The organism is Streptomyces sp. NPDC102360 (assembly GCF_044766085.1).
Taxonomy (GTDB): Bacteria; Actinomycetota; Actinomycetes; order Streptomycetales; family Streptomycetaceae; genus Streptomyces.
Genome location: NZ_JBIWLG010000001.1, coordinates 1,761,790 through 1,784,793, shown reverse-complemented (window position 1 = coordinate 1,784,793; position 23,004 = coordinate 1,761,790). Strand labels below are relative to the sequence as shown.

General features: G+C 71.2%; 23 protein-coding genes. 4 read left to right on the top strand and 19 right to left on the bottom strand.

Annotation, left to right across the window (positions count from 1 at the left end):
- Nucleotides 1-6 precede the first annotated feature (6 nt).
- The 3 genes from ACIRHA_RS08160 to ACIRHA_RS08150 form a co-directional block, all read right to left on the bottom strand.
- Complete coding sequence (locus ACIRHA_RS08160) at nucleotides 7-627, bottom strand: TIGR03086 family metal-binding protein (RefSeq protein WP_403841330.1); 621 nt, start codon at nucleotides 625-627, stop codon at nucleotides 7-9.
- Nucleotides 624-1,073 carry a hypothetical protein gene (locus ACIRHA_RS08155; protein WP_403841328.1) on the bottom strand — a complete coding sequence of 150 codons (450 nt, stop codon included), beginning with the start codon at nucleotides 1,071-1,073 and terminating at the stop codon, nucleotides 624-626. The genes ACIRHA_RS08160 and ACIRHA_RS08155 overlap by 4 nt, the downstream gene beginning before the upstream one ends.
- 76 nt (nucleotides 1,074-1,149) lie before the next feature.
- On the bottom strand, nucleotides 1,150-1,794 hold the full coding sequence (locus tag ACIRHA_RS08150) for a TetR/AcrR family transcriptional regulator (RefSeq protein WP_403842194.1): 645 nt from the start codon (nucleotides 1,792-1,794) through the stop codon (nucleotides 1,150-1,152).
- A 183-nt stretch (nucleotides 1,795-1,977) separates the two neighbouring features.
- On the opposite strand from ACIRHA_RS08150, the gene ACIRHA_RS08145 reads away from it, so the two are divergent.
- Entirely contained in the window at nucleotides 1,978-2,382 is a 405-nt protein-coding gene (locus tag ACIRHA_RS08145; RefSeq protein WP_403841326.1) for an FKBP-type peptidyl-prolyl cis-trans isomerase, read from the top strand.
- 72 nt (nucleotides 2,383-2,454) lie between these two features.
- Entirely contained in the window at nucleotides 2,455-3,357 is a 903-nt protein-coding gene (locus ACIRHA_RS08140) for an alpha/beta fold hydrolase (protein WP_403841324.1), read from the top strand.
- On the opposite strand, the gene ACIRHA_RS08135 is transcribed toward ACIRHA_RS08140, so the two are convergent.
- The 4 genes from ACIRHA_RS08135 to ACIRHA_RS08120 are packed head-to-tail and all read right to left on the bottom strand — an operon-like array spanning nucleotide 3,347 to nucleotide 6,928.
- Entirely contained in the window at nucleotides 3,347-4,372 is a 1,026-nt protein-coding gene (locus ACIRHA_RS08135) for an NAD(P)-dependent alcohol dehydrogenase (RefSeq protein WP_403841321.1), read from the bottom strand. The genes ACIRHA_RS08140 and ACIRHA_RS08135 overlap by 11 nt on opposite strands.
- The gene (locus ACIRHA_RS08130) at nucleotides 4,369-5,088 is read right to left on the bottom strand and encodes a metal-sulfur cluster assembly factor (RefSeq protein WP_403841318.1); all 720 of its coding nucleotides are present in this window, start codon (nucleotides 5,086-5,088) and stop codon (nucleotides 4,369-4,371) included. The genes ACIRHA_RS08135 and ACIRHA_RS08130 overlap by 4 nt, the downstream gene beginning before the upstream one ends.
- A 1-nt stretch (nucleotide 5,089) precedes the next feature.
- Entirely contained in the window at nucleotides 5,090-6,091 is a 1,002-nt protein-coding gene (locus ACIRHA_RS08125) for an amidohydrolase family protein (protein WP_403841316.1), read from the bottom strand.
- 42 nt (nucleotides 6,092-6,133) lie between these two features.
- Entirely contained in the window at nucleotides 6,134-6,928 is a 795-nt protein-coding gene (locus tag ACIRHA_RS08120; protein WP_403841313.1) for an acetoin reductase, read from the bottom strand.
- Nucleotides 6,929-7,146: 218 nt separating this feature from the next.
- On the opposite strand from ACIRHA_RS08120, the gene ACIRHA_RS08115 reads away from it, so the two are divergent.
- Entirely contained in the window at nucleotides 7,147-8,937 is a 1,791-nt protein-coding gene (locus tag ACIRHA_RS08115) for a sigma-54-dependent Fis family transcriptional regulator (protein ID WP_403841310.1), read from the top strand.
- Between the two features lie 25 nt (nucleotides 8,938-8,962).
- Here ACIRHA_RS08115 and ACIRHA_RS08110 read toward each other — a convergent pair whose 3' ends face one another.
- Nucleotides 8,963-10,393 carry a DEAD/DEAH box helicase gene (locus ACIRHA_RS08110; RefSeq protein WP_403841307.1) on the bottom strand — a complete coding sequence of 477 codons (1,431 nt, stop codon included), beginning with the start codon at nucleotides 10,391-10,393 and terminating at the stop codon, nucleotides 8,963-8,965.
- Between the two features lie 280 nt (nucleotides 10,394-10,673).
- Here ACIRHA_RS08110 and ACIRHA_RS08105 point away from each other — a divergent pair, with 280 nt between their 5' ends.
- Nucleotides 10,674-11,372 carry a phosphatase PAP2 family protein gene (locus ACIRHA_RS08105; RefSeq protein ID WP_403842192.1) on the top strand — a complete coding sequence of 233 codons (699 nt, stop codon included), beginning with the start codon at nucleotides 10,674-10,676 and terminating at the stop codon, nucleotides 11,370-11,372.
- Nucleotides 11,373-11,400: 28 nt separating this feature from the next.
- On the opposite strand, the gene ACIRHA_RS08100 is transcribed toward ACIRHA_RS08105, so the two are convergent.
- Genes ACIRHA_RS08100 through ACIRHA_RS08050 form a run of 11 tightly spaced genes read right to left on the bottom strand, consistent with a single transcriptional unit; the run spans nucleotide 11,401 to nucleotide 23,003 of the window.
- On the bottom strand, nucleotides 11,401-12,738 hold the full coding sequence (locus ACIRHA_RS08100) for a glutamate-1-semialdehyde 2,1-aminomutase (protein WP_403841304.1): 1,338 nt from the start codon (nucleotides 12,736-12,738) through the stop codon (nucleotides 11,401-11,403).
- Between the two features lie 31 nt (nucleotides 12,739-12,769).
- The gene (rfbC, locus tag ACIRHA_RS08095; RefSeq protein ID WP_403841301.1) at nucleotides 12,770-13,321 is read right to left on the bottom strand and encodes a dTDP-4-dehydrorhamnose 3,5-epimerase; all 552 of its coding nucleotides are present in this window, start codon (nucleotides 13,319-13,321) and stop codon (nucleotides 12,770-12,772) included.
- The gene (locus ACIRHA_RS08090; protein WP_403841299.1) at nucleotides 13,318-14,529 is read right to left on the bottom strand and encodes a polysaccharide pyruvyl transferase family protein; all 1,212 of its coding nucleotides are present in this window, start codon (nucleotides 14,527-14,529) and stop codon (nucleotides 13,318-13,320) included. The genes rfbC and ACIRHA_RS08090 overlap by 4 nt, the downstream gene beginning before the upstream one ends.
- Nucleotides 14,526-15,473, bottom strand: a complete 948-nt coding sequence (locus tag ACIRHA_RS08085) for a glycosyltransferase family 2 protein (protein ID WP_403841297.1) — start codon at nucleotides 15,471-15,473, stop codon at nucleotides 14,526-14,528. The genes ACIRHA_RS08090 and ACIRHA_RS08085 overlap by 4 nt, the downstream gene beginning before the upstream one ends.
- Nucleotides 15,470-16,750, bottom strand: coding sequence for a hypothetical protein (locus ACIRHA_RS08080; protein WP_403841295.1), 1,281 nt, complete (start codon nucleotides 16,748-16,750; stop codon nucleotides 15,470-15,472). Before ACIRHA_RS08080 ends, ACIRHA_RS08085 begins: the two co-directional genes overlap by 4 nt.
- A 5-nt stretch (nucleotides 16,751-16,755) precedes the next feature.
- Nucleotides 16,756-18,009, bottom strand: coding sequence for a DUF4910 domain-containing protein (locus ACIRHA_RS08075; RefSeq protein WP_403842189.1), 1,254 nt, complete (start codon nucleotides 18,007-18,009; stop codon nucleotides 16,756-16,758).
- A gap of 32 nt (nucleotides 18,010-18,041) precedes the next feature.
- Nucleotides 18,042-19,067 (bottom strand): NAD-dependent epimerase/dehydratase family protein, encoded by a 1,026-nt coding sequence (locus tag ACIRHA_RS08070; RefSeq protein WP_403841293.1) that lies wholly within the window; start codon nucleotides 19,065-19,067, stop codon nucleotides 18,042-18,044.
- 3 nt (nucleotides 19,068-19,070) lie between these two features.
- A complete protein-coding gene (locus ACIRHA_RS08065; protein WP_403841290.1) occupies nucleotides 19,071-19,748 on the bottom strand; it encodes a PIG-L deacetylase family protein in 678 nt (225 codons plus the stop codon).
- Nucleotides 19,745-20,539, bottom strand: a complete 795-nt coding sequence (locus tag ACIRHA_RS08060) for a glucose-1-phosphate cytidylyltransferase (RefSeq protein ID WP_403841288.1) — start codon at nucleotides 20,537-20,539, stop codon at nucleotides 19,745-19,747. The genes ACIRHA_RS08065 and ACIRHA_RS08060 overlap by 4 nt, the downstream gene beginning before the upstream one ends.
- Nucleotides 20,536-21,771 (bottom strand): class I SAM-dependent methyltransferase, encoded by a 1,236-nt coding sequence (locus ACIRHA_RS08055; RefSeq protein WP_403841286.1) that lies wholly within the window; start codon nucleotides 21,769-21,771, stop codon nucleotides 20,536-20,538. The genes ACIRHA_RS08060 and ACIRHA_RS08055 overlap by 4 nt, the downstream gene beginning before the upstream one ends.
- Entirely contained in the window at nucleotides 21,768-23,003 is a 1,236-nt protein-coding gene (locus ACIRHA_RS08050) for a glycosyltransferase (RefSeq protein ID WP_403841284.1), read from the bottom strand. Before ACIRHA_RS08050 ends, ACIRHA_RS08055 begins: the two co-directional genes overlap by 4 nt.
- Nucleotide 23,004: the final 1 nt, after the last annotated feature.

Here is a 23,004-nt window from a genome sequence, read left to right as displayed (position 1 = left end):
GCCCAGCTAGTTGTCGGACGGTTCGCGGGCCCAGTGGGGGCTCCGGCCGAGAAGGGTCAAGGTCTCCGTCAGGGGTGTCGACTGCGCGGACGTCGGCCGGGCCGGGGCGAAGAAGGCGTCGGGCCCGCGTGTCTGCTCGTCGGTCGGCACGCGGCGCGCCAATCGCAGGGCCGACTCCCAGATGCTGTACGGGAGTTGAACCTCCAGCGCGAGGGTACGGGCGAGGTCCCAGGCATGCACCGCAAGGTCCAGGAAGTGGAACGACACGGCCACCCGGCCGGGAAGCGCGCGGCCCAGTTCGGGCAGTACGAACTCCCGCTCGCCGCCGCCCGCTTCGGCGAACGGCACGATGAGCGCGGCCACGGACTCCCCATACGCGCGCGCCGGGTCGGCGGCGATGTCCGGCACCCGCCAGAGTGCGGGCAGCCCGCCCTCTCCCCGTGCGGCCGCCGCGAAGCCGTGGTTCTGCGCCGTCATGTGGCCGAGGAGATCGAGCAGGGTCCAGCCGGCGCAGGGGGTCGGCCGGTCCCAGATCTCCTTTCCGTCGTCGGCGGCGGCTGCCGCGCCGCGCACGAGTCGTAAGGTCTCCAGCGCGGCGATGCGGTCCAGCTCCACGAAGTTCGTCACGCGTCCTCCAGGCGAACGAAGCCCTGCGGCCAGGAAGTCGTGCCGGTGAGCAGGGCGCGCGCCCGGCTCCACACGGCATACGGATCGAAGTCCTCGGCCTCCCAGGCGGCGGCCCGCATCGTGCCGCGCCCCCGGTGGGCCCTGACGACCGCGATGTGGTCGGGGCGGCCGACGAACTCCCCGAGCGCGCCCTCGTCGCGCCACACGCTCACCGAGCCCGAGCGTCGGCTCGCCACCTCGGCCCACAGCCACATGCCGAGCGCGCCCGGGGTCCGGGGCCAGGTGCGGCGCAGACGCAGGCCCGCGAGGGCGATCGCGCCCGCCTGCGGATGGCTCGTCGCGGTGAAGTCGGTGACGCTCACGACGACGGGGCACAGGGTCAAGGGTACGGGGCCGGAGCGCCAGCGGGTGCGCAGCAGCCGGGAGGTCACGGGTCGAGTTGTCATGACGCCGAGCATAAAACTAAACGACCGGTCGTGCTACTACTTTTGCCGCGTGAGCGAAGATGAACGGCCTTGCACCTCAGGGGATTTGGGGCACCAGCGCGGAATCCGTTGCCGTCGCACGCAGCCTGGAGGTGATGCCCGTCCGCGCCCGGTCGTACGGCAGTGTCTCCGCGGTCAGGAGCGAGTGCGCGTTGGCCGTGTCCATCAACGCCACCAACTCGAAGGCCAGCTGCGCCGTATCGGTGTCGTCGCGGAGTTCACCGCCTGCCCGCGCGTCCACCGCGCACCCCTCCACGTACGCCATCCACGTCGCCAGCGACTGCACGAGCGCGTCGTGCACCGGGCCCTGCCGGGCGTCGAACTCGGCCATCACCGCAGAGAAGAAGCAGCCCCCGGGAAACACCCGGCGCTGCGAATAGCCGAGCCAGCTCTCGCAGAGGCGCGCGAGGCGGGTCACTCCGGCGGGGACGCCGTCCACCGGCTCGAGCACCTCGTCGACGAAAATCTTCGACGCGGCCCGCACCGTGGCCAGTTGCAACTCCTCCTTGGAGCCGAACAGCGCGAACACCCCGCTCTTGCTCAGCCCGAGCTCGGTCGCGAGCCGTCCCACCGACAGGGCTTCGAGTCCCTCGACAGAGGCGATGTCGACGGTCCGGCGCAGCACGAGGCGCCGGGTGCGGTTGCCCCGCTCGACCCGCCCGTCCTCCTTCGCGGAGCTCACCGCTGCGGCGCCATCGGGGTCGCCCACCCGGGCGCTGGTGTCGTTGCTGCTCACCCGCCCCAGTCTGCCAGCACGGCGGGCGCGAGCGGGAGGCCCCCGGCGCCGGGCCGTTACCCGCGGTTTCTGTTGGGACCCTGCCACGATGTGCACGAAGGGTATGTCGCGGAAAGTGAAGAGGGTGCAATGAGTGAACTGACGAAGCCCGAGGTCGACGTTCCGGAGGGTGACACGCCTACCGAGTTGACCATCCGGGACCTGGTCGTCGGGGACGGCCGCGAGGTGAAGCCGGGCATGGTGGTCAGAGTCCACTACGTCGGGGTGGTCTTCGAGTCCGGGAAGGAGTTCGACGCCTCCTGGGACCGGGGGCAGCCGTTCAAGTTCGCTCTGGGCAGTGGCAGGGTCATCAAGGGTTGGGACCGAGGGGTGAAGGGGATGAAGGTCGGCGGTCGACGCGAGATCGTCGTTCCCCCTCGTCTCGGCTACGGCAAGCAGTCGCCGTCACCGTTGATCCCGGCGGGCTCGACCCTCGTCTTCGTGGTGGACCTCCTCGACTCGTATGCCAGCACGGCCGGGTGGAGCGGCGCCTGATCCATTACCCCATCAGCCGATGTTCGTTGGGCTTGGTGACCATTGCCCGCTGCTACAAGGAGTCACCTGCTCATGCCTGAGGAAATCGTGCGTCGGCTGCATTTCAGAGGGTTCGACTATGACTGCCGCATCGTCGAGAACCCCGCTCCTCGGACAGAGCCCATCGTTCTGCTGGGCGGCTCCTTCCAGGACATGTACGCCTTCCGGCGCCTGGAGAAACCGTGGACGGAGATCGCGACGGTCATCACCGTCGACCTCCCCGGGTCGGGCAAGGCCGATGACCTGCCGGCGGAGTACGGCTTCGATTTCCTCGCCGAGGTGCTGGGCGATCTGCTGGCGCAGTTGGAGTTGGGCTCCGTCAATCTGTTCGCCGCCTCCTACGGCGTTCCCATCGCGTACCGGCTGGTCCAACAGCGTCCCGAGCGTGTCGAGCGGCTGATGCTGGCCGGGGCTTCCATGGAGTACCCCGCGGAGTGCCGGACAGCGCTGCGGGCCATGGTCGACAGCCTCGCCTCCGGCGACATTTCGAGCGCGTACGGCCGGGTGACGGTCGATGCGCTCATGGCCCACCCGGACCGGCCCGTCCGCAAGCGCGCCGTGACGGCCCGGCTGCTGGCCTGCACGATGAGCGCCATCACCGAGGCCGATGTGCCCCGGCACGTCGCCATCCTGGAGCGCGTCCTCGCCACGCCGGGTCTTCCTCCCGGTGGCATCCCCGACGTGCCGACCCTGTGCTTCACGGGTGAGTTCGACGAGTTCTCCACTCCGGACCGTGTGCGCGAAGTCGCCGCAACGATTCAGCAGGGGCAGTTCTCCCTCATCCGCGAGGCGGACCATCTGCCCAACCTCGAACGGGGCAAGGAGTTCTCCCGGCTCGTCGCCGACTACTTCACCGACCAGCCGATCGACACCCTCGACTTTCTGACGGAGATCGAGCGGCCGGCGCTGGAAAGGGTGCCTGCCGTCACGGCGTGAGGATCGCCCTGCCTCGGATCCGCCCGCTCTCCAGGTCGTCCAGCGCGTCCTGGAAGCGGTCGAGGGGGTACTTCGCGGTGTGCAGGCGGACGCGTCCCTGTGCGGCAAGGACCATCAGTTCGCACAGGTCGTTATAGGAGCCGACCAGGTTGCCGATGAAGTTGATCTCGGCGGAGATGATGTCGATGGTCGGGACGTCGATGTTCTCGCCGTAGCCGACCACGTGGTAGTCACCGGCCGGGCGCAGCATGGCGACGCCGTCCTTGGTGGAGCCGCCCTCGCCGACGAAGTCGATGACCGCCTCCGCCCCTTGTCCGCCGGTCAGTTCGCGCACCCGGTCGACGTGCCCGCCGTCGGCGACGACACCGTGGTCGGCCCCGATGGACGTGGCCAGGGCCACGGCGTCGGGGTTGCGGTCGACGACGACGAGTTCGGCCGCGGTGAGGGCCTTGAGGACCTGTACGCCGATGTGGCCGAGGCCGCCCGCGCCGATCACGACGCAGCCGTCCCCCGGCCGCAGTTTGCGGGCCGCCTTGGCCGCGGCGTGATACGCCGTAAGGCCCGCGTCGGCGAGCGCCGCCACGTCGGCCGGTTCGAGGGAGTCGTCGATCCGTACCACGCTGCGCGCGGAGGTCTTCAGGTACTCGGCGTAGCCCCCGGCCGTGTCGATGCCCGGGAACCGGTTGTTCTCGCAGTGCACGTCGTCGCCCGCCCGGCAGGCCCGGCAAAGACCGCAGGTGATCAGCGGGTGCACGATGACCTTGTCGCCCTCGGCGACGTTGGTGACGGCGCTGCCGACGGCGTGCACCCAGCCGGCGTTCTCGTGGCCGATCGTGTAGGGCAGTGTCACGCCGGACTTCTGCGCCCACTGCCCCTCGAGGATGTGGATGTCGGTGCGGCACACGCCGGCGCCGCCGATCCTGACGATGACGTCGAACGGTCCGGTGATCTCGGGGGTTTGGACCTCGGCCATCTCGAGGTTCTTGCCGTAGCCCACGACCTGGACTGCCTTCATGAGACCTTCTCCTTCGATTGATCGGCCGCGGACTGCGGATAGCGGGTGCGCAGCAGCCCCCGGCAGAAGTGCGCGTTGCCGTCGATCGACACCCGGACCGCGCGGGCGAAGCGCAGCCGGAGCGGGATCTCGCCCGGCGGGAAGCGCCGCCCTTCCTCGTCCACGAGGACCGGGTCGGACGAGGCCACGCCGAGGCCGAGCGCCTCGCGCCGCCGCAGCAGCGCACCGGAGGTCGCCGCGTCGGGGAGGTCCCCGAGGACCACGCCGTGGAGGTCCTCCCCGGTGAGGTCGGGGTTCTCGCGGAGCAGGTGGGTCAACGCCCGCTCCATCGCCGCGGAATGGGCCTTGCGGCGGAACGTCAGCCGCAGCGCTTCGAGGTCCTTCTCGGCCTCGGCACCGAACGTGCCGCGGTAGCCCGCGTCCGCGGCGAGACCCTGGTTGATGAGGTCCGAGTCGTGGTGGTCGTCGAGCAGCACCACGACGTCGCGCGTCCAGGGCAGTGCCGTCAGCGCGTCCTTGGAGTCCGAGGCCATGAGGTACGCGAAGTTGGGCGAGCAGAACGAGGTGGGGAGCCTGAGGCGGACGGTGAGCGCCCCGTCGGGGGTCACCGTCACGGAGCGTACGAAGCCCAGGTCGGTGATCGGCTCGTCCAGTTCCGGGTCGAGGACGGTGTCGAGGGCGGCGCGGGCGGACCGTTCCCGTTCGTCGGCGCGCATGTCAGGCCACCGCCGGTGCGCCGACACCGAGGCCGGCCGGGACCTCGATGTCGTACATGGCCGCCGCGTTCAGCCCGAGGATCTTCTTCTTCTGCGCCAGGGTGATCGGCGCGTACTCGGGTGTCATGTCCTCGGGAATCTGGAAGTCGACGAACCGCTCGATCAGCCAGCGGGGTGTCCACAGCGCGTAGTCGCTGGAGAACTGGATGCGGTCCTCGTCCAGCCAGTAGAGCAGTTCGCCGATGATCTGCGCGAAGTACCGCGGCCGGGTGTGGATGAAGGGGATCGCGACGGCGAGGCCCGCGTGCACGTTGGGCTCCTGCGTGGCGATCCAGCAGAAGTCCTCGAGGCGGGGCAGTCCGCAGTGCTCGACGACGAAGTTCATCTCGGGGAACTGCGTGGCCACCTTGTCGACGTCCGCCACGTCGAAGGCGTCCCGGTCGAGCGGACGGATCGTCGGCCCCTTGTGGACGTGCACGTTGTTGATCCCGAGTTCCTGACACACCTCGAGATAGCGGTACGTCCACGGGTCGTCGAGCTTGTAGCCGCGGCTGTCGCCCTTCCACTCGGCGGTGTACAGCTTGACGCCCTTGAGCTGGAACCGCTCGGCGTCGCGCCGCAGTTGGTCGAGCCCATGCTGCTCGTACCGGGGGTCCCAGGAGTGGTTGTACGTCAGCTTGTCGGGGTGCTTCTGGGCGAGCGCGAAGGCTTCCTCCGTCTGCCCGAAGCCGTTCCGGTAGAACGCTCCGAGGCGTGCGGGCTGGAAGATGGCGTGGTCGACGTACCCGTCGACGAAGAGGTCCTTCATCAGGCGTTCGCCGCCGTAGTAGAGGTACTCCTCGTACGGCCACAGCTCCGATTCCGGGCTGAGGTTGCGGTGGTAGTCGTAGAAGCAGTCGATGAACTGCTTGCCGTGGATGTTGAGTTGGTTCTCGGGGCGTGCGTCCCAGAGCGCGATGTGCGCGTCGACGATGAAGTAGTTCTCGCCGTCCTTGGAATACATCTGTCTCCTCAGGTCCTCAGGTCCTCGGTTTCTCGGTGTGCGTCAGGAGAACTGGATGCCGCCGTCGATCATGACGGACTGTCCTGTCATGTAGTCCGAGTCGCGCGAGGCCAGGTAGGAGACGAAGGACGCGACGTCCGTGGGCTCCTCGACGCGGCCGAGCGCGATCGCCTCCGCGTACTTCTTGATGGCCCGGCCCTTCTGCAGCCCCTCCTCCTGGGCGAGGCGCTCATCGATGAGGTCCCACATGTCGGTGCCGACGATGCCCGGGCAGTACGCGTTGACGGTGATGCCGTGCTGCGCCCACTCCATGGCGGCGGCCTGGGTCAGACCGCGTACACCCCACTTGGACGCCGAGTAGGTGCCGAGCAGCGCGAACGGGCGGTACGCGACGATGGACGCGGCACCGATGATCTTTCCGCCGCCGCCCTGGGCGATCATCTGCCGGGCGGCTGCCTGGTAGGAGAGGAAGACGCCGCGCAGGTTCACGGCCATGATCTGCTCGAACTCGTCGAGGCCGGTGTCGAGCAGCGGAGTGACCCTGGCGATCCCGGCGTTGGCGACGTAGACGTCGACCCTGCCGAAGCGCCCTGCGACCTCTTCGACGAGGGCGTCGGTCTGTTCCTTGCTGGACACGTCGGCGTGCACGGCGAGGGACCGGCGGCCGGTCTTCTCGATGCCGGCCGCCACTTCGCCCAACTCCTCGCTCATGCCAGGGAGGTCGGCGACGGCGACATCGAGTCCGTCCGCGGCGAGCCGCTCCGCGATGCCGCGGCCGATGCCGCGGGCAGCGCCGGTGACGATCGCGGTGCGGGGTGCGTTGTCGGCGGAAGTCATAGCGGGCTCCTGTGCTCGACGGTGGGCGCCGCACCCGTTGTGCGGCGCCGACCATCAGCGTGGGGGCCCTGGGGTCCGTCGAGTTTTTCAATGTGGAACACACCGGGGGCCACTCCCGTACCAGTGCGCGGAAAACGCACTGGGAGTCTTGGCGAACAGCCTGTTGTCGGGTACAAACACGTTCGTAATATGGCGGAAACAGGCCCATCGGAGACGCCATGCTCAGTGACAGCACGGAGCGGGACCGGACCATCGCGCGAGCGCGCCTGCAGTTCCTCACGCATGCGGAACCGCCTGCGCAGATCGTGCCCGAGGGCATCCGCAACTCCTGGCAGCGTTCCAAGTACCTGGGGGTCGGCACGGACGAGGTGGTCGTCCCCTACCAGCCGGACTACGACCGGGAGAGCCGCCTGGTCCGCGCCGCCGCGCCCGTCCTGGACCGGCTGGAGCAGGCGCTGGCGGGTTCGGACGCCTCGGTGATCGTGACGGACCGCAAGGGGTGGGTGCGCGACCGCCGCGTCGGGGAGAAGCGGCTCTCGACGCATCTGGACCGGGTGCATCTGGCCCCCGGCTTCAACTACGCCGAACAGTTCGTCGGTACGAACGGCATCGGGGTCGCCCTGGAGGAGCGCCGTCCCAACGTGGTCCTCGGCACCGAGCACTTCAACGAACGTCTCCAGGGTGTCTCCTGCGCCGCCGCCCCGATCCGCAACTCGGTCACCGGTCGGGTCGAGGGAGCCATGAACCTGACGTGCTGGAACGGTCCGGCCCGCATGCTGATGGCAGCCCTGGTGCAGGAGGCGGCCGGTGACATCGAGCGCGTGATGTACGAGTTCAGCAGCTCGCACCAGCGCGCTCTGCTCGAGGCGTTCCAGCAGGTGAGCCACTACGGTGACCGGCCGGTGCTCTGTCTCGGCCAGGATCTCGTACTCGCCAACTCCGCGGCCTCCGCCCGCCTCACGGGCGACGACCACCGGCTGCTGCACGAGGCCGCCGCCGAACTGGGGCACGCGCCGCGCGCCCGTACGCAGGTGCAACTCACCGGCGGGGAGACCGTCCTGATGCGCTGCCGCCAGGTCGACAGCTCGGCGGGCGCGGCCGGGTACCTGCTGGAGCTGGCCTTCGCGGAGCTCCCTTCCGGCGGGCACCGGCCGCGTTCCGGTTCTCGTACGCGGGCGGAGCAGGACGCGAGCAGGCCGTGGCCGCTGCCGGGCCTGGCGGGGACGGACCCGGCGTGGAACGCCGTCTCCCGCACGGCGAGCCGCTGCGCCCGCGAGCGGACGCCGCTCCTGCTCCACGGCGCGGCCGGAACGGGCAAGTCGGCGCTGGTCGGTGCCGCGCACGCGCTGACCGGGGCGGCCTCGGCCCCCGTCGTGGTGGACGCCGAGGCAGCCGGGGGCGACCTGGCGACCGCACTGCGCGAGGCACCCGCGGGGGCGGGCCGCGCCCTGGTCCTGCGGAACGTCGACGCCGTGGCGCCCGAGCAAGGCGCCGCCGTCGCCCAGGCCTTGGAGGCCGCGGTGGCCCAGGGCACCTGGATCGTGGGCACGCTACGCCAGGCACATGGCGTACCCGAGCCGCTGAGGCGCTGTTTCCTCGAAGCGGCGGCCGTTCCCGCCCTGCGGCACCGCCTCGCGGATCTCCCCGCCCTGGTCGACTGTCTGCTGCGGCGCGTGGGCGCGGATGTCGAGTGCGCACCGGAAGTGCTGCCTCTGCTGCGCCGGCACGACTGGCCCGGCAACATCCGCCAACTGGACGCCGCCCTGCGCGAGGCCGCCGCGGGCCGCCGCACCTACCGGATCGAACTCCGCGACCTTCCGCCGTCCCTGCACAGCGCGGGCGGCCGCTCGCTCAGCGCCTGGGAGGCCTCCGAGCGCGACACCCTGGTCCAGGCCCTGCTGGCGGCGGACGGCAACAAGTTGCTGGCGGCGCAGCGGCTCGGCATCTCCCGTACGACGATCTACCGGAAGATGCGGGCCTACGGCATCACGCTGCCCGCGCGAGGGTGAGTGGCCGTGGGCGCGGCGCCGGGGTTCAGCCTCCGCGCCGGACCCGCGCCGCCTTCCGTGCCTCCGCGAGCTTGCGGGCCTCGTTGGTCTTGCGGGAGCCCCGGCCGCCCGAGCCGGAGCCCGAGCCCGCGCCGGTGGTGGCGCCGCTCTTCGGATCCTTGGTGCTGCCCAGGCCGCGGAACGGGGCGTTCTGGTTCTTGGGGCGCTGTGCGGGACCACCGTCCAGCGGCTTGCCTGAGGGGGCCCTGGCGCCGGTGATACGGCTCAGTTCCGCCTCGCCGGACCGCACCTTGGTGACCTTCGCGCGGACGTCGGCGTCCGCCATGACCTGGCTCGTCTCGCGGCGCTGGCCCGACAGGACGAGCGACACGACGGTGCCGGAGCGGCCGGCGCGGGCGGTGCGTCCCGCGCGGTGGAGGTAGTCCTTGGGGTCGGTCGCCGGGTCGACGTTGACCACGAGGTCGAGGTCGTCGATGTCCAGGCCGCGTGCGGCGACGTTCGTCGCCACCAGCGCGGTGATCTCGCCCTTCTTGAACTGGGCCAGGGTCCGGGTGCGCTGCGGCTGGGCCTTGCCGCTGTGCAGCGCGGCGGCGGCCACGCCGCTGGCCCGCAGGTGCTTGGTGAGCTGGTCGACGCCGTGCTTGGTGTCGAGGAAGAGCAGGACGCGGCCGTCGCGGGCGGCGATCTCGGTGGCGACGGACCACCGGTCCGGGCCGTGCACGACGAGGACGTGGTGCTCGATCGTGGTGACCGCGCTCGACGAGGGGTCCACGGAGTGCTCGGCCGGGTCGCGCAGGTAGCGCTGCACCAGCTGGTCGACGTCACCGTCGAGGGTGGCGGAGAACAGCATCCGCTGCCCGCCGGTCCGCACCTGGTCCAGGATCTCGGTGACCTGCGGCAGGAAGCCCATGTCGCACATCTGGTCGGCCTCGTCCAGGACCGTGATGCCGACCCGGCCGAGGCGGCAGCCCTTGCGCTCGATCAGGTCGTGCAGTCGGCCGGGCGTGGCCACGACGACCTCGGCGCCGTCCCGCAGCGCGGCGGACTGCCGGCTGATGGACACGCCGCCCACCACGGTCGTGAGCCGCAGTCGCAGCGCCTCGGCGTACGGCGTGAGCGCCTCGCTGACCTGCTGCGCCAGCTCCCGGGTGGGCACCAGCACGAGGGCGAGGGGTTCCTTGGGCTGCGCGCGCCGCCCGGCCGTGCGTGCGAGCAGCCCGAGGCCGAAGGCGAGGGTCTTGCCGGAGCCGGTGCGGCCCCGGCCGAGGACGTCCCGTCCCGCGAGCGCGTTCGGCAGCGCCGCCGCCTGGATGGGGAAGGGCTTCGTCACACCGTGCTCGTCGAGCGTGCGCAGCACCGCGGCCGGCAGATCGAGGTCCGCGAAGGACGTCACGGGGGCGGTGCCCGACGCTGCGTCCTGCTGCCGGGCGTCGTCGGCACGTGCTGATTCGCTCACAGAGAGCCTTCCTGGCGAAGGGGGGACCGTACCGAGGAAGGCGCGGCGGGGACGCGACGGCCGAGCGGACACCCCATCGGGACACCGGCACAGCTGCGCTGCAAACGCTCAACGCTAGCACGGACCGCCGGTCACGCTTCATCCCGCACACCGACGCCCCCGCACTCCCCCGATTCAACTCCGGTACCTACTTGCCGAGTTGAAGAGGTGCCTCGTGCACCGGGCGGATAGGGTCGCCGAAAGGTGGGTGGGACACGACGGGGGGATCGCGTTGGATCACCTGACTGAAGCGGGGCCGGGGCGTGGCCATGGCGGCGAGACCGCTCCCGAGCCTCCTGTGGTGCTGCCCGGCCCGCTGCGCGTCTGGCTCGGGCTGGTCGCGGCGCTCTCGGCGCTCGTGGTCGTCGCGATCGGGGTCATGTACGCCGGGCACAGCGAGTCCGCCCGGGTGGACCGGTGGTTCGTCCTGCCGACGGACGACAGTGTGCGGCCGCCGTGGCGCGGCGTCGCCCTGGCCGTCGACTTCCTGGGGGAACCCATGGGCGCGGCGGTGCTGGTCGCCGCCGCCGTGGCGTGGTGTCTGCTGCTGCGCCGTCCGCGCGCGGCGGTGCTGGTGGTGGCCGCGGTCGCGCTGACCGTGGGGACGGGGACGGTCGTCAAGTCGGTGGTGGGGCGCACCATCCACGGTCCGGGGAACCTGTCCTATCCGAGCGGGCACACGGCCTTCCTCACCGCGCTCGCCCTGGTGGTGGCGCTGGTCGCGGTCGGGCGGCTCGGGCTCGGCAGAGCGGCCGGTGCGGCGCTCGTGTTCGGCGCGGCGCTGGCCGCGGGCGCCGTCATGGGGTGGGCGGAGGTCGCCCTGAGCGCGCACTATCCGACGGACGCGGTCGGCGGCTGGTGCACCGCGCTCGCGGTGGTGCCCGCGACCGCGTGGCTGGTCGACCGGGTGGCGGACGCCGGTCGACCAGCTCGCCGCTGACATCACACCGAGCGGCGGAACACCGACGTCACGCCAAGGGGCGGAACACCGGCTTCACCGGCCGTCCGGCCAGCCACGGCGTGGGGTCACCGGCGTCGACCGCCTTCCGGTACACGGCGCACGCCTCGGCCACCACGTCGACGGTGCGGTCGATGTCGCCGTCGCCGAGCGCGCTGCTCACCACGAACGACGGAGCGAGGACGCCGCCCATCAGCAGTCGGCGCAGGAACAGGGTCCGGTACTCCTGCGAGGGCTGCCCGTTCTCGTCGAGCGTGGCGAACACCAGGTTGCTGGCCCGGCCGCGGACGAGGACGTGTTCGCCGACGCCCATGCTCGACGCCGCCTCGCGCACCCCTGCGGCCAGGCGCTCGCCCAGGGTGTGCAGGCGCGCGGTGATGCCCTCTTCCACGTAGGTGCTCTGGACGGCCATCGCCGCCGCCAGGCAGTGGGTCTCCGCGCCGTGTGTCGTGGAGAGCAGGAAGACCCGTTCTCCGGAGTGCCGCAGCCCGCCGTACTCCATCAGCTCCCGGCGCCCGGCCAGCGCGGAGACGGCGAACCCGTTGCCCAGCGCCTTGCCGAACGTGGAGAGGTCGGGCACGACGCCGTACAGGCCCTGGGCGCCCGCCTCCGACCAGCGCATACCGGTGATCATCTCGTCGAAGATCAGTACGCAGCCATGCCGGTCGGCGAGGGCCCGCAGCCCTTCGAGGTAGCCGGGCGGGGGTTCGCTGTGGGCGGCGGGTTCGAGGATCAGGCAGGCGACGTCGTCCGCGTAGCGGGTGAGGAGCGCCTCCGTGGCGGCGAGATCCCCGTACGGGAAGGACACGGTGAGGTCAGTGGTCGCCGTCGGGATGCCCGCCGCCATGGGCGTGGTGCCGATGAACCAGTCGTCCGTGGAGAAGAACGGATGGTCGGCGCAGATCGCGACCCTGCGGCGCCCCGTGACGGCACGCGCCAGGCGCACCGCGGCGGTGGTGACGTCCGAGCCGTTCTTCGCGAACTTCACCATGTCGGCAGTCGGCACGGTGGCCAGAAAACGTTCGGCGGCCTGGACCTCCACGATGGACGGCCGGACGAAGTTGGCGCCGCGGTCGATCTCCCGCCGCACCGCCTCGGTCACGCGCGGGTGGGCGTGACCGAGACTCACCGAGCGAAGTCCGGAACCGTATTCGATGTAGCGGTTGCCGTCGATGTCCCACACATGGGCGCCGCGCCCGTGGCTGATGACCGGGGCGAGGTGTTCGGGGTACTGGTCGTCGCCCTTGGCGTAGGTGTGCGCGCCGCCGGGGATCATGGCGTGCAGCCGCTCGTTGGCCGACCGCGACCGGGGCAGCTGGAACTCTTCGGTGTCTGACGTGTTGGACATGGTTGCGTTGTTCTCGATGGGCACGCCGGCCTCAACTTCCCTTCTGCTTCAGGACTTCGGCAAGGCTCGGCGCCTCCCGGTCCCGCTTGGACATCGAGGTGACCGGCAGCGGCCACGGAATGGCGAGCTCCGGGTCGTCGAAGGCGATCGTCACGTCCTCGGACGGGTCGTGCTCGCGGTCGATGCGGTACGAGGTGTCGGCGGTCTCGGTCAGCGCCTGGAAACCGTGCGCGCACCCCGCCGGGATGTAGAGGGTGACCTGCGTGTCACCGGACAGCTCGAACGTGGCGCGGTTGCGGTACGTCGACGAGTCCGGCCGCAGGTCCACGACGACGTCGAAGATCTTCCCGTACGAGCACCGCACCAGCTTGGCCTCGCCGTCACCGGCGCGCAGGTGCATGCCGCGCAGCACGCCGCGGACCGAGCGGGAGACGCTGTCCTGGATGAAGGCGCCCGGGTCGAGGCCGACCGAGCGCAGCACGTCGGCGTCGAAGGTGCGGCAGAAGAAACCGCGTTCGTCGGCGTGCGGCGTGGGTTCGAGCAGGAACGCCCCGGCGATTTCCGGGACTTCGGTCAGTTTCATCGTTTCCCCCGAGGTGCGCGATCCCGGCCGGTGGCCGGGAACAGGGTGTCGGTCAACGCGTTGAACTGGTGAGTGAGTTGTTGTGCGGCGGCCTCGTTCCGCTCCGCGAGAGTCTGGCGCAGTTCCGCCGAGTGCTTCTCCAACTCCCGGAACCGTTCCATGAGTCGGTCGGCGTCGACCTCGCGCGCCGGGTGGCAGTAGGCCCCGAGGCCCATCCGCTCCATGAGCGCGTCGCTCTTCGCCGCGTAGGTGAGGGCGAGGGTGGGTGTGCCGGACTTCAGGGCGCAGATCAGGTTGTGGTAACGGGTGGCGATGACGGTGTCGGCGGCCGCCGTCTCCTTCATCAGGTCGGCGAGGGAGGCCGTCTCGGCGGCGGTGACCAGTGGCGAGTCGACCGCGTCGAGGATCGCTTCGACCACCGACGCGTCGCAGTCGTCACCGGTGAGCAGCCGGACCCGCCTGCCGTCCTCGACGAGCGCCCGGACGACCCGGGTCGTCCCTTCGAGGTAGCGCCGGTGGATCTCCTCGGCCCGCGCCCGGTCGTCGTTGCCGCCGTGGAAGTCCATGACGCCGACGCAGACGGTGCCCTCGGCCGCCGTGGCCGCGGGTACCGGGAGGGCGAACGCCAGGTCCGGGTAGACCGCGTCGCGCCCGGTGTCGACTCCCATCGCCCGCATCGCGTCGCGGGACTGGGTGTCGCGGTACGAGCGGTAGGCGGCGAGCCGGGCCGACCAGCGGACCAGGACCCGGGTCGGCCGCACCCGGATCTCGGCGGCGCCGACGCTGACCAGCGCGACCTTCGTACCGAACAGCCGGCCGCTCGCGCAGAGCAGGAACAGCGAGTACGGGAAGCCCCACGGCCGCAGCGGCAGCGTGGCCTCCAGGACGCCCATGCCCGGCACGATCACCACGTCGTGCCGGCGCACCCAGGCGGCGGTGCGGACGATGTCGACGAGTTTGCCGAGCCCCTTGGTCGCCGCCGCGCCTGCGCGCGACGCGGTCCGGTACTCGCCGCGGTTCCAGTGCAGCCGCGTCGCGGGGATCCCGTACCGGGCGGTGACCACGTCGGGTCCGCCGCACAGCGCGTCCACGGGCGCGTCCGGGTGCTCGGCGCGCAGGTAGCCGAGGACGGCTTCGAGCGAGCCGTCGTTGCCGAGGTTGCCGGAGCCGAGCAGGCCGAACACTCCGACGCGTGGTCCGGTCTTCATGGGCGCCGCTCCGCGCGGCCCGCGACGAGCTCGTCCAGGGAGAAGTCGAGCTGGGCGGGGTCGACCGGCGCCCGGTCCTCGACCCGCTCACCGGCGCCGGGCCGGGCGCGGCTGGTGGCCCAGGCGGCCAAGTGCCGGTAGCACTCCGCCCGTTCGGCCGAGGACAGCGGGGCCCGCCGGATCGCAGAGACGAAGCCCAGGACGTACTCGGCGAGCAGCCGGGGTGTCGGGTGCAGCGGTCCGGCCCTGCGCGGGTCGAGGTTGACGCAGCGGGAGCGCTTGGACGGGTTGGCCCGCTCGGCGCGGGTGGGGTGGTCGCGGCGGAAGTACAGCAGTTCGGGGACTTGGTGGAAGGGCCCGTGCAGACCGATCTCGGCGACGAAGGTGCGGTCGGCGTGGTGGTAGCTGTCGTGCGGCTTCACCTTGCGCAGTACGTCGGCCCGGATCACGCCGTAGAAGTCGTCGCCGCCGGGCTCGAACAGCATGCTGCGGAAGCGTTCGGGCGCACGCGGCGAGTCCGTGTTGAGCGTGTACGCGTAGGGGACCTTGACCTTGCCGCCCTCGTCGATGACGGCCTGATCGGCATGGGCGAGGATGACGTCGGGGTGCTCGTCGAGGGCCAGTACGCAGCGGCGCAGCAGGTCACGGGCGTAGAGGTCGTCGTGCGATGCCCACTTGAAGAGCTCGCCGTGGCACTGGGTGAACACGTAGTTGTGGTTCGGGGCGGCGCCGATGTTGCGGGGCAGCCGGATGTAGCGGATGCGCGCGTCCTGCTCCGCGTACCGGCGGCAGATGTCCTCGGTCCCGTCGGTCGAGGCGTTGTCGGTGATGACCAGCTCGAAGTCCTCGTAGGTCTGGCCGAGCAGCGCGTCGAGGGACTCGGCCAGGTACTCCTCGCCGTTGTAGACGGGCAGGCCGATACTCAGTCGGGGGTGGGCGCTCATGTGGTCCTCGCTTCGGGGGTGGGGTTGTGGTGGTGCTCGCGCAGGGCGTACCGCAGGTGCAGCCACCACACGGCGGAGCCGGTGACGGTCGCCGCGGCGACACCCCAGGCGGAGCCGACCGTGCCGCCCGCGGCCGCGCCGCCGAGTCCGCCGCCGACGTAGCAGGCGGAGGCGAACAGTTGGGAGCGCAGGCTGAGCCGGGCCGCGCCGAGCGCGCGCAGCCCGGCGGCGGCGCCGGTGCCGAGGCCCGCGCCCGCGACGCCGAGGGTGACCGGCACGATGAGCTGCGAGGCGGCGCTCCATACGTCGCCGAGCAGCAACTCGCCGGCCCGGTCGGGCACCAGGAGCAGTGCGCCGCCCCACAGCAGCGCCGCGACGGCCTGCCCGCCGCCGAGCAGCAGGCAGAACGTGCCGAGGCGGTGCGGTGCCCGCCGCAATACCCTCGCCGCTTCCGCGACAGTGACCAGCGAGAGCCCCATCAGGACGGCCATGAACGGGCCGAGCAGCAGTTCGGCGCCGCGGACGACGCCGACCGCGCCGACGCCGACGATCACGCCGAGCCCGTAGGCCCGCAGTTGACTGCCGCCGCTGTTGCTGACGTTCTCGACGAGGTAGCGGGTGCCGAGGTCGCGGTGCTCGCGCAGCCACGCGCGCGCTCCGGTGAGCCGGGGCAGGATGCCGGACTGGAAGCAGCCGTACGCGGCGGCGACCGCGGCGGATCCGCCCCAGGCGAGCACGAAGCCGGGCACGCCGCCCACGCGGGCCGCCACCACCAGGGCGGGGATCAGCGCGACGCACCACACGATGTCGTTGACGAATGCCTTGCGCCCGGCGCCCGCCGCGAAGAAGGCGAACCGCCAGGAGTCCTGGAGCAGCAGTCCGGGCAGGACGACGCCGAGGCAGGCGAAGGCGGAACCCAACCGGCCGCCGAGGGCGAGGCCGAACACCACGGACGCCCCTCCGAGGGCGATCCCGACGCCGAGCGCGGTGCCCGAGCACCGGGCCACCGCCCCGCGCCAGGCCGCCTCCGGCACCGCGCTGAAGCGCACCATGAGCGGGTCGGTGCCCAGGCCGCGGGAGACGTTGAGCACCACGCCGTACGTCACCCAGGCCAGGCTGAACACGCCGAACGCGGTCACGCCCAGCGAGCGCGCCACGTAGATGCCCACCGCGAAGTTGGACACGCTGGAGGCCGCCTGGTCGGCGAGGCCCCAGGACAGCCGGCCGGCGAGGGCGCGCCTGGCGGAAGTCTTCGTCTGCTCCTCCTCCGTGGTCATCGACGTCACGCCTTGATCAGCCCCGCGGCGCCCAGGGCGTCGGCCGCGTCGGCGACTGCGCTGAACGCCAGCCCGGACCGCTCGGCGATGTCGAGCAGACTGTGCTCGCCGTCGGAGAGGTTCAGCACCCAGAGCATCGCCATCTGGGCCTGCTTGGTGTCACTGCGCCCGCCGAGCGCGTCGTACAACCCACGCCGCCCCAACTGGGGCTCCCCGTAAGGGCTTTGGTTGAGATAGCGCCGGTTGCGGTCCAGGACGGCGAACGCCTCGCGGCACACGGCGAGGGTGTCCGCCATCGCCTCCGGGGAGACGAAGTCCAGGTCGTCCGCGGAGGTGTGGTACTCGGGATAGCCGGCGTACGGGGTACGGGTCAGCGAGCCCACGCCGAGGTCGAATCCGGGCGAGCAGTACTGCCGCTCGTCGTACCCGTAGGGCGTGAACTCCTTTGTCTCGTGCGGGCGTTGGGATGTCGACAGCGTGTGCGTCAGCACGCGGTCGATCTCGGCGTCGCCGCGCCTGCTCCGCTTGTACGTCAATGCCCCCCGGTCTCCCGCACAGGCCAGCACGAGCCCGTGCTTGACCCGGCCGATCCGCTCCTTGTTGCGGGCGAGCCAGGTGATCGCGCCGATGGTGCCGGGCGCGAAGATGAACCGGTAGGTGTAGTACGGCTGGTGTTCCGCCAGCGCGCGGGCCAGGTATGTGGCCACGGCGATGCCCGCCAGGTTGTCATTGGCGAGCGATGGGTGGCACACGTGACAGGAGACGATCACCTCGTCGGGAACCCGGCCCGGTACGACGTGCTCGGCGTAGGTGAGGTGGCCGTCCTCCAGCGTGGAGTCGACGCACACCTCGTACTCGCCGTCCGGCAGGGCGTCCAGGGTCTCCTGGGCGAGGCAGAACCCCCAGTCCGGCTTGTAGTAACTGGTGCGGTAGGGCACCAGGTTCGGCTGGTCCGGCAGCGTGTGCAGGTGGGCGCGCAGCTCGGACAGCGGCAGCGTCGCCGACACCGGGACGCTGTAGCCGAGTACGTGCAGGCTGGACTCGGCGAAGTCGACGACGCGCCGTCCGGACGCGTCGGCGATATACGCGTCGCGGATGTTCCACTCCTGCGGCACCGTCCAGTCGAGGACCTGGGTTCCGGTGGGCACCTCGTGCACGTCGAGGGGAATGTACTCGCCGACGATGTCCAGGGTGGCGCGCACACCGTCGCCGGTGATGCTCCGGCAGAGCGGGTACATCCGCTCCACCAGCTCGTGCATCTCCTCGCCCACTCCTCTTTTCGACTGCGTGGTCACGGACGCCACCGCAGGGTGTCGTCGACGGCGCCGGCCTCGGACGCCGCGCGCAGTACAGCGAGGCGGGTGAAGCGGTTGTCGAACTCGTCCTTGGTGAGGCCGAACTTCCGGTAGGCCTCTGCGAGTTCGAGTGCGCCGCGCAGAACCGTCCACTCGCAGTCGAAGCCGGGTATCGCACCGCGGAAGCGGGCGAAGTCCACCCGGTAGGAGCGCGGGTCGGCGCCGTTCTCCCCGGTGATGCGCACCTTGGCGCCGGTCACCGCCTCGGCGACCTGTTCGGCGATCTCGGCGACGGTGACGTTGTTGGTCTCGCTGCCGATGTTGAACGCCCGGTCGTGCACCGCCTCGCGGGGCGCGGTCAGCGCCGCCGTGAAGGCGCGGGTGATGTCGACGGCGTGCACCAGCGGGCGCCACGGCGTGCCGTCGGAGAGGACGAGTACCTCGCCGGAGAGCAACGCGTGGCCCACGAGGTTGTTCAGCACGATGTCGGCGCGCAGCCGGGGCGAGTAGCCGAAGGCGGTGGCGTTGCGCATGTACACCGGGGTGAAGTCGTCGTCGGCGAGCGCGTGCAGGTCGTCCTCGACGCGCACCTTGGACTCGGCGTAGGGCGTGACGGGCCGCAACGGGGCGTCCTCGCCGACGAGTTCGCCGCCGCCGGCCGCGCCGTACACCGAGCACGTGGAGGCGTACAGGAAGCGCTTGACCCCGGCCTCGCGGGCGAGACGGGCCAGTTTGACGGAGGCGTGGTGGTTGATGTCGTAGGTGAGTTCCGGTGCGAGGGAGCCGAGCGGGTCGTTGGAGAGCGCCGCGAGGTGGATCACGGCGTCCACCCCTGCCACGTGCTCGGCGGTGACGTCGCGCAGGTCGACGCGGTGCCCCTGCGGGTCGTCGGGTGCCGGGCCGAGGACGCAGTCGGCGAACAGGCCGGAGTCGAGGCCGACGACGTCGTGTCCGGCGGCCCGCAGGACCGGGGCCATCACGGTGCCCAGGTAGCCCTGGTGTCCGGTCAGTAGTACGCGCAAGGTTCAATCCCCCAGAGTGAGAGCGCCCGGTGCGGGAGCGCCCAGGTCGAGCGTGAGTTTGGTGACGGCGAACGCTTCGGCGTAGCGCTCGTGGCATTCGATGCCGCGGATCCGGGCGAGGCCGAGGAAGGCCTCGCGGTCGTACCAGGGACGGTGCCGCTGCGAGGCGTAGTGCTCCTGCAGCAGCCGTACCTTCTCCTCGGCGATCTCCGGTGCCAGCGGCTGGTAGGCGGACATCCGGCCGAGGTCGCCGTCCCACTTGACGATCTCGTAGCCGAGCACGAGGTGGTCGCGGAAGGCGGTGGGGATCAGCTGGGCGAGGCCGCGGTGGTCCTGGTGCGCGTCGTCCGCGCGCGGGGCGAGGACGAGGTCCGGGTCGGACTGCAGGCGCAGTTCCTCGACGGCGGACTTGGCCTCCTCCCAGTGCGCGGGCAGCCGCCCGTCGGGCAGCTTGTGCACGGTCAGGCGCAGGTCGGCGTCCGGGCAGAAGGCGGCGAGCGCGGCCCGCTCCTCCTGCTCGCGGTCGGTGCCGCCGCCGGTCAGGACCAGCGCGTCGACGCGCAGGCCCGGCCGGGCCCGGCACAGCGCGAGGAGGGTGCCGCCGGCTCCGATGGCGATGTCGTCGCAGTGGGCGCCCACCGCGACGATCCGCTCCGGGCGGCCGGCTCCGAGCCGGATCACGCGCCCACCCCGGCCTCGTCGCGCTCCCATACGGCCCACGGGCGGTCACCGCGCGCGTAGCCGGCGTCGAGCGCGGCCCGTTCCTTGACGGTGTCGGTGGGCTTCCAGAAGCCGCGGTGCTGGTGTGCCACGAGGCGTCCCTGCTTGGCGAGTTGGGCGCAGCCGTCGGCGACCAGGTCCCCGCCCTCCGGTATGTGGTCGAAGACCTCCTGGCGGAGCACGAAGTACCCGCCGTTCTCCCACAGCGGCATGTCGCTGACCGCGGTGATGCCGCCGACCAGGCCGTCCTCGCCGAGGTCCACGCAGTGGAACGAGGACTGCGGCGGGACCACCATCATCGAAGCACCGGCGTCGCGCACCGCGAACCGGTCGACCATCTCGTCGAGCGGGGCGTCGGTGAGCACGTCGGCATAGTTGGCGAGGAACATCTCGTCGCCGTCCAGGTGGTGACGCACCCGGCGGAGCCGCTCGCCGATCGGTGACTCGATGCCGGTCTGCGCGAACGTGATCGTCCAGTCGGAGATGTCGTTCGACAGCAGCTCCGTCCGCCCCTTGCGCAGCACGAAGTCGTTGGACGTCGTCTCCTCGTAGTTGAGGAAGAAGTCCTTGATGTGGTGCGCCCCGTAGCCGAGGCACAGGATGAACTCCTTGTGCCCGTAGTGCGCGTAGTAGCGCATGACGTGCCAGATCAGGGGCCTGGGGCCGACCATCGCCATGGGCTTGGGCACGTCGTCGGTGGCGCCGCTGCGCATCCGCATCCCGTAGCCGCCGCAGAACAGAACGACCTTCATGACCGCACCTCGACAATGCTCAGTTCCGGAATGGGAAAGACGAGACGGCCGCCCCAGTCCCCCACGAACGACAGCTGCTCGGTCAGCTCGGCCCGCAGGTTCCACGGGAGGACCAGGACGTAGTCCGGCTTGTCCTCGGCGATCCGCTCGGGCGGCAGGATCGGGATGCGGGTGCCCGGGGTGAACCGGCCGTGCTTGTACGGGTTGCGGTCGACCGTGTAGGCGAGCAGGTCGGGGCGGATGCCGCAGTGGTTGAGCAGCGTGTTGCCCTTGCCCGGAGCGCCGTAGCCGACGACCGACTTACCCTGCTCGGCCGCCGTGATGAGGAACTTCAAGAGGTCGCGGCGGACCTTGGCGACCCGGGCGGAGAACTCCGTGTACCCGGACAGCTCCTGGAGCCCGGCCGCCTTCTCGCGGGCCAGCACGTCGGCGACGCGCTGCGAGGGCTCGCCCGCCACCTCGGCGGGGCGCGCCCACAGCCGGATCGAGCCGCCGTGGGTGGGCAGCAACTCGACGTCCACGAGGGCGAGTCCGCCACTGGCGAGCGCGCGGATCGCGGAGGCGACCGTGTAGTACTGGAAGTGCTCGTGGTAGATCGTGTCGTACTGGTTCTCCTCGATCAGGGTCAGCAGGTGCTGCACCTCGATGGAGACCCAGCCGTCGTCGGCGACCAGGGCGCGCAGCCCCTGGGTGAAGCCGACGACGTCGGGGATGTGCGCGTACACGTTGTTCGCCGCGACCAGGTTCGCCGGGCCGTGCTCGGCGCGGACCGCCGCGCCGGTCTCGGGCGAGAGGAACTCCGTGAGCGTGGGCACGCCCCCGTCCCGCGCCACCGCGCCGACGTTCAACGACGGCTCGATGCCCAGGCAGCGGATCCCCCGGTCCACCACGTGCTTGAGCAGGTAGCCGTCGTTGCTCGCGACCTCGACCACGAAGGCGTCGGGGCCGAGGCCCGCACGCTTCACCGCGTCGGCGACGTACGTGCGCGCGTGCTCCACCCAGGACGTCGAGAACGACGAGAAGTACGCGTACTCCTTGAACGTCTCCTCCGGCGTGATCAGCGGCGGTATCTGTGCCAGCCAGCAGTCCGTGCAGACCCGCAGGTGCAGCGGGAACGCCGGCTCGGGCGCGTCCAGTTGGTCCGCGGCGAGAAAGCTCTCGCACGGCGGTGTCGCCCCCAGATCGACGACGCTCGCCAGCGTCGCCGAGCCACAGAGTCGGCACTGTGTCATTTGCTGCCCCCCATTGATTCCGTCCCCCATGTGTTGCCTTGTTCAGACCGGCCCGCGATCGCGGAGCGGTACTCCTCTTCCAGGCGCGCGAGCCCGACGGCCGGGCTGAAGCCCTGCTCGTAGCGGCGCCGGGCCGCGCGGCCCATCTCCCGGTTGGCGGCCGGTTCGGCCGTGATCCTGCGCAGACAGGACGCGAGCGAGGTGCGCTCGCCCGGCCGGTGCAGCAGCCCCGTCTCCCCGTCCTCGACGAGTTCAACGAAGGCCCCGTGACCGGCGGCGACGGCCGGGACCCCCGCCGCCATCGCCTCCGCGACCACCAGGCCGAACGTCTCCGGGGCCAGCGAGGGCGCCACCACGGCGACCGACCGGGCGATGGCCTTGCGGACCTCGTCCGGGTCGAGCAGGCCGACGTAGCGCACGTCGTCCCGGCCCTGCGCCCAGGCGGACACCTCCCGCTCCAGCGGTCCCGCGCCGGCCAGCACGAGCGGCACGCCGACCCCGCCCTCCGCGGCGATGATGTCCCAGGCGGCCATGAGCACCCGCACGCCCTTGGCCTCCGCGAGGCGGCCGAGGTAGAGCAGCTGCTCACCGTCCCCGTCCCTGCCGACACCCGGATCGGGTACGAAGTTGTGCTTCACGGTCAGCAGCCCGGCCGGCATGCCGGAGCGCACCAGGACGTCGCGCTGCGCCGCGGAGATGCAGAAGAACCGGTCGACGCCCGACCACCACCGCTGCCGGTTGACGGACAGGTTGACCGCGAGCGGCACCGTCGCGAGGCGGGAGTTCCGGTAGCAGCCGTGCCGAACCGCGGGCAGCGGCAGCTTCGAGCCGACGCAGTCGGTGCACAGCCGGCCGTCCCGCTGCAGCGTGCCCGGCGGGCACACCTGGTAGTAGTTGTGCAGCGTGGCGACGACGGGCACCCCGGCGTCGGCGCAGGCGGCGAGGACCGCGGGCGACAACAGCGGGAAGACGTTGTGGACGTGCACCACGTCGGGGCGCTCCGCGCGTAGCCTGGCGGCCAACTCCTTGCGTGCCGCCGGGTTCCACGGCACGAGCAGCGGCACCGCGACCTTGCCGAGCAGCGACCGGCCGGCGATGTCGTCGCTGCGCCGCTCGAACACCTCGACGCGGTGGCCTGCCGCGCGCAGCAGACCCACCTCCTCGTCGACGACCCGGTTCTCGCCACTCGGCTGACCCGAGGAGTAGTAGTTGTGCACCACCAAAATGTGCATG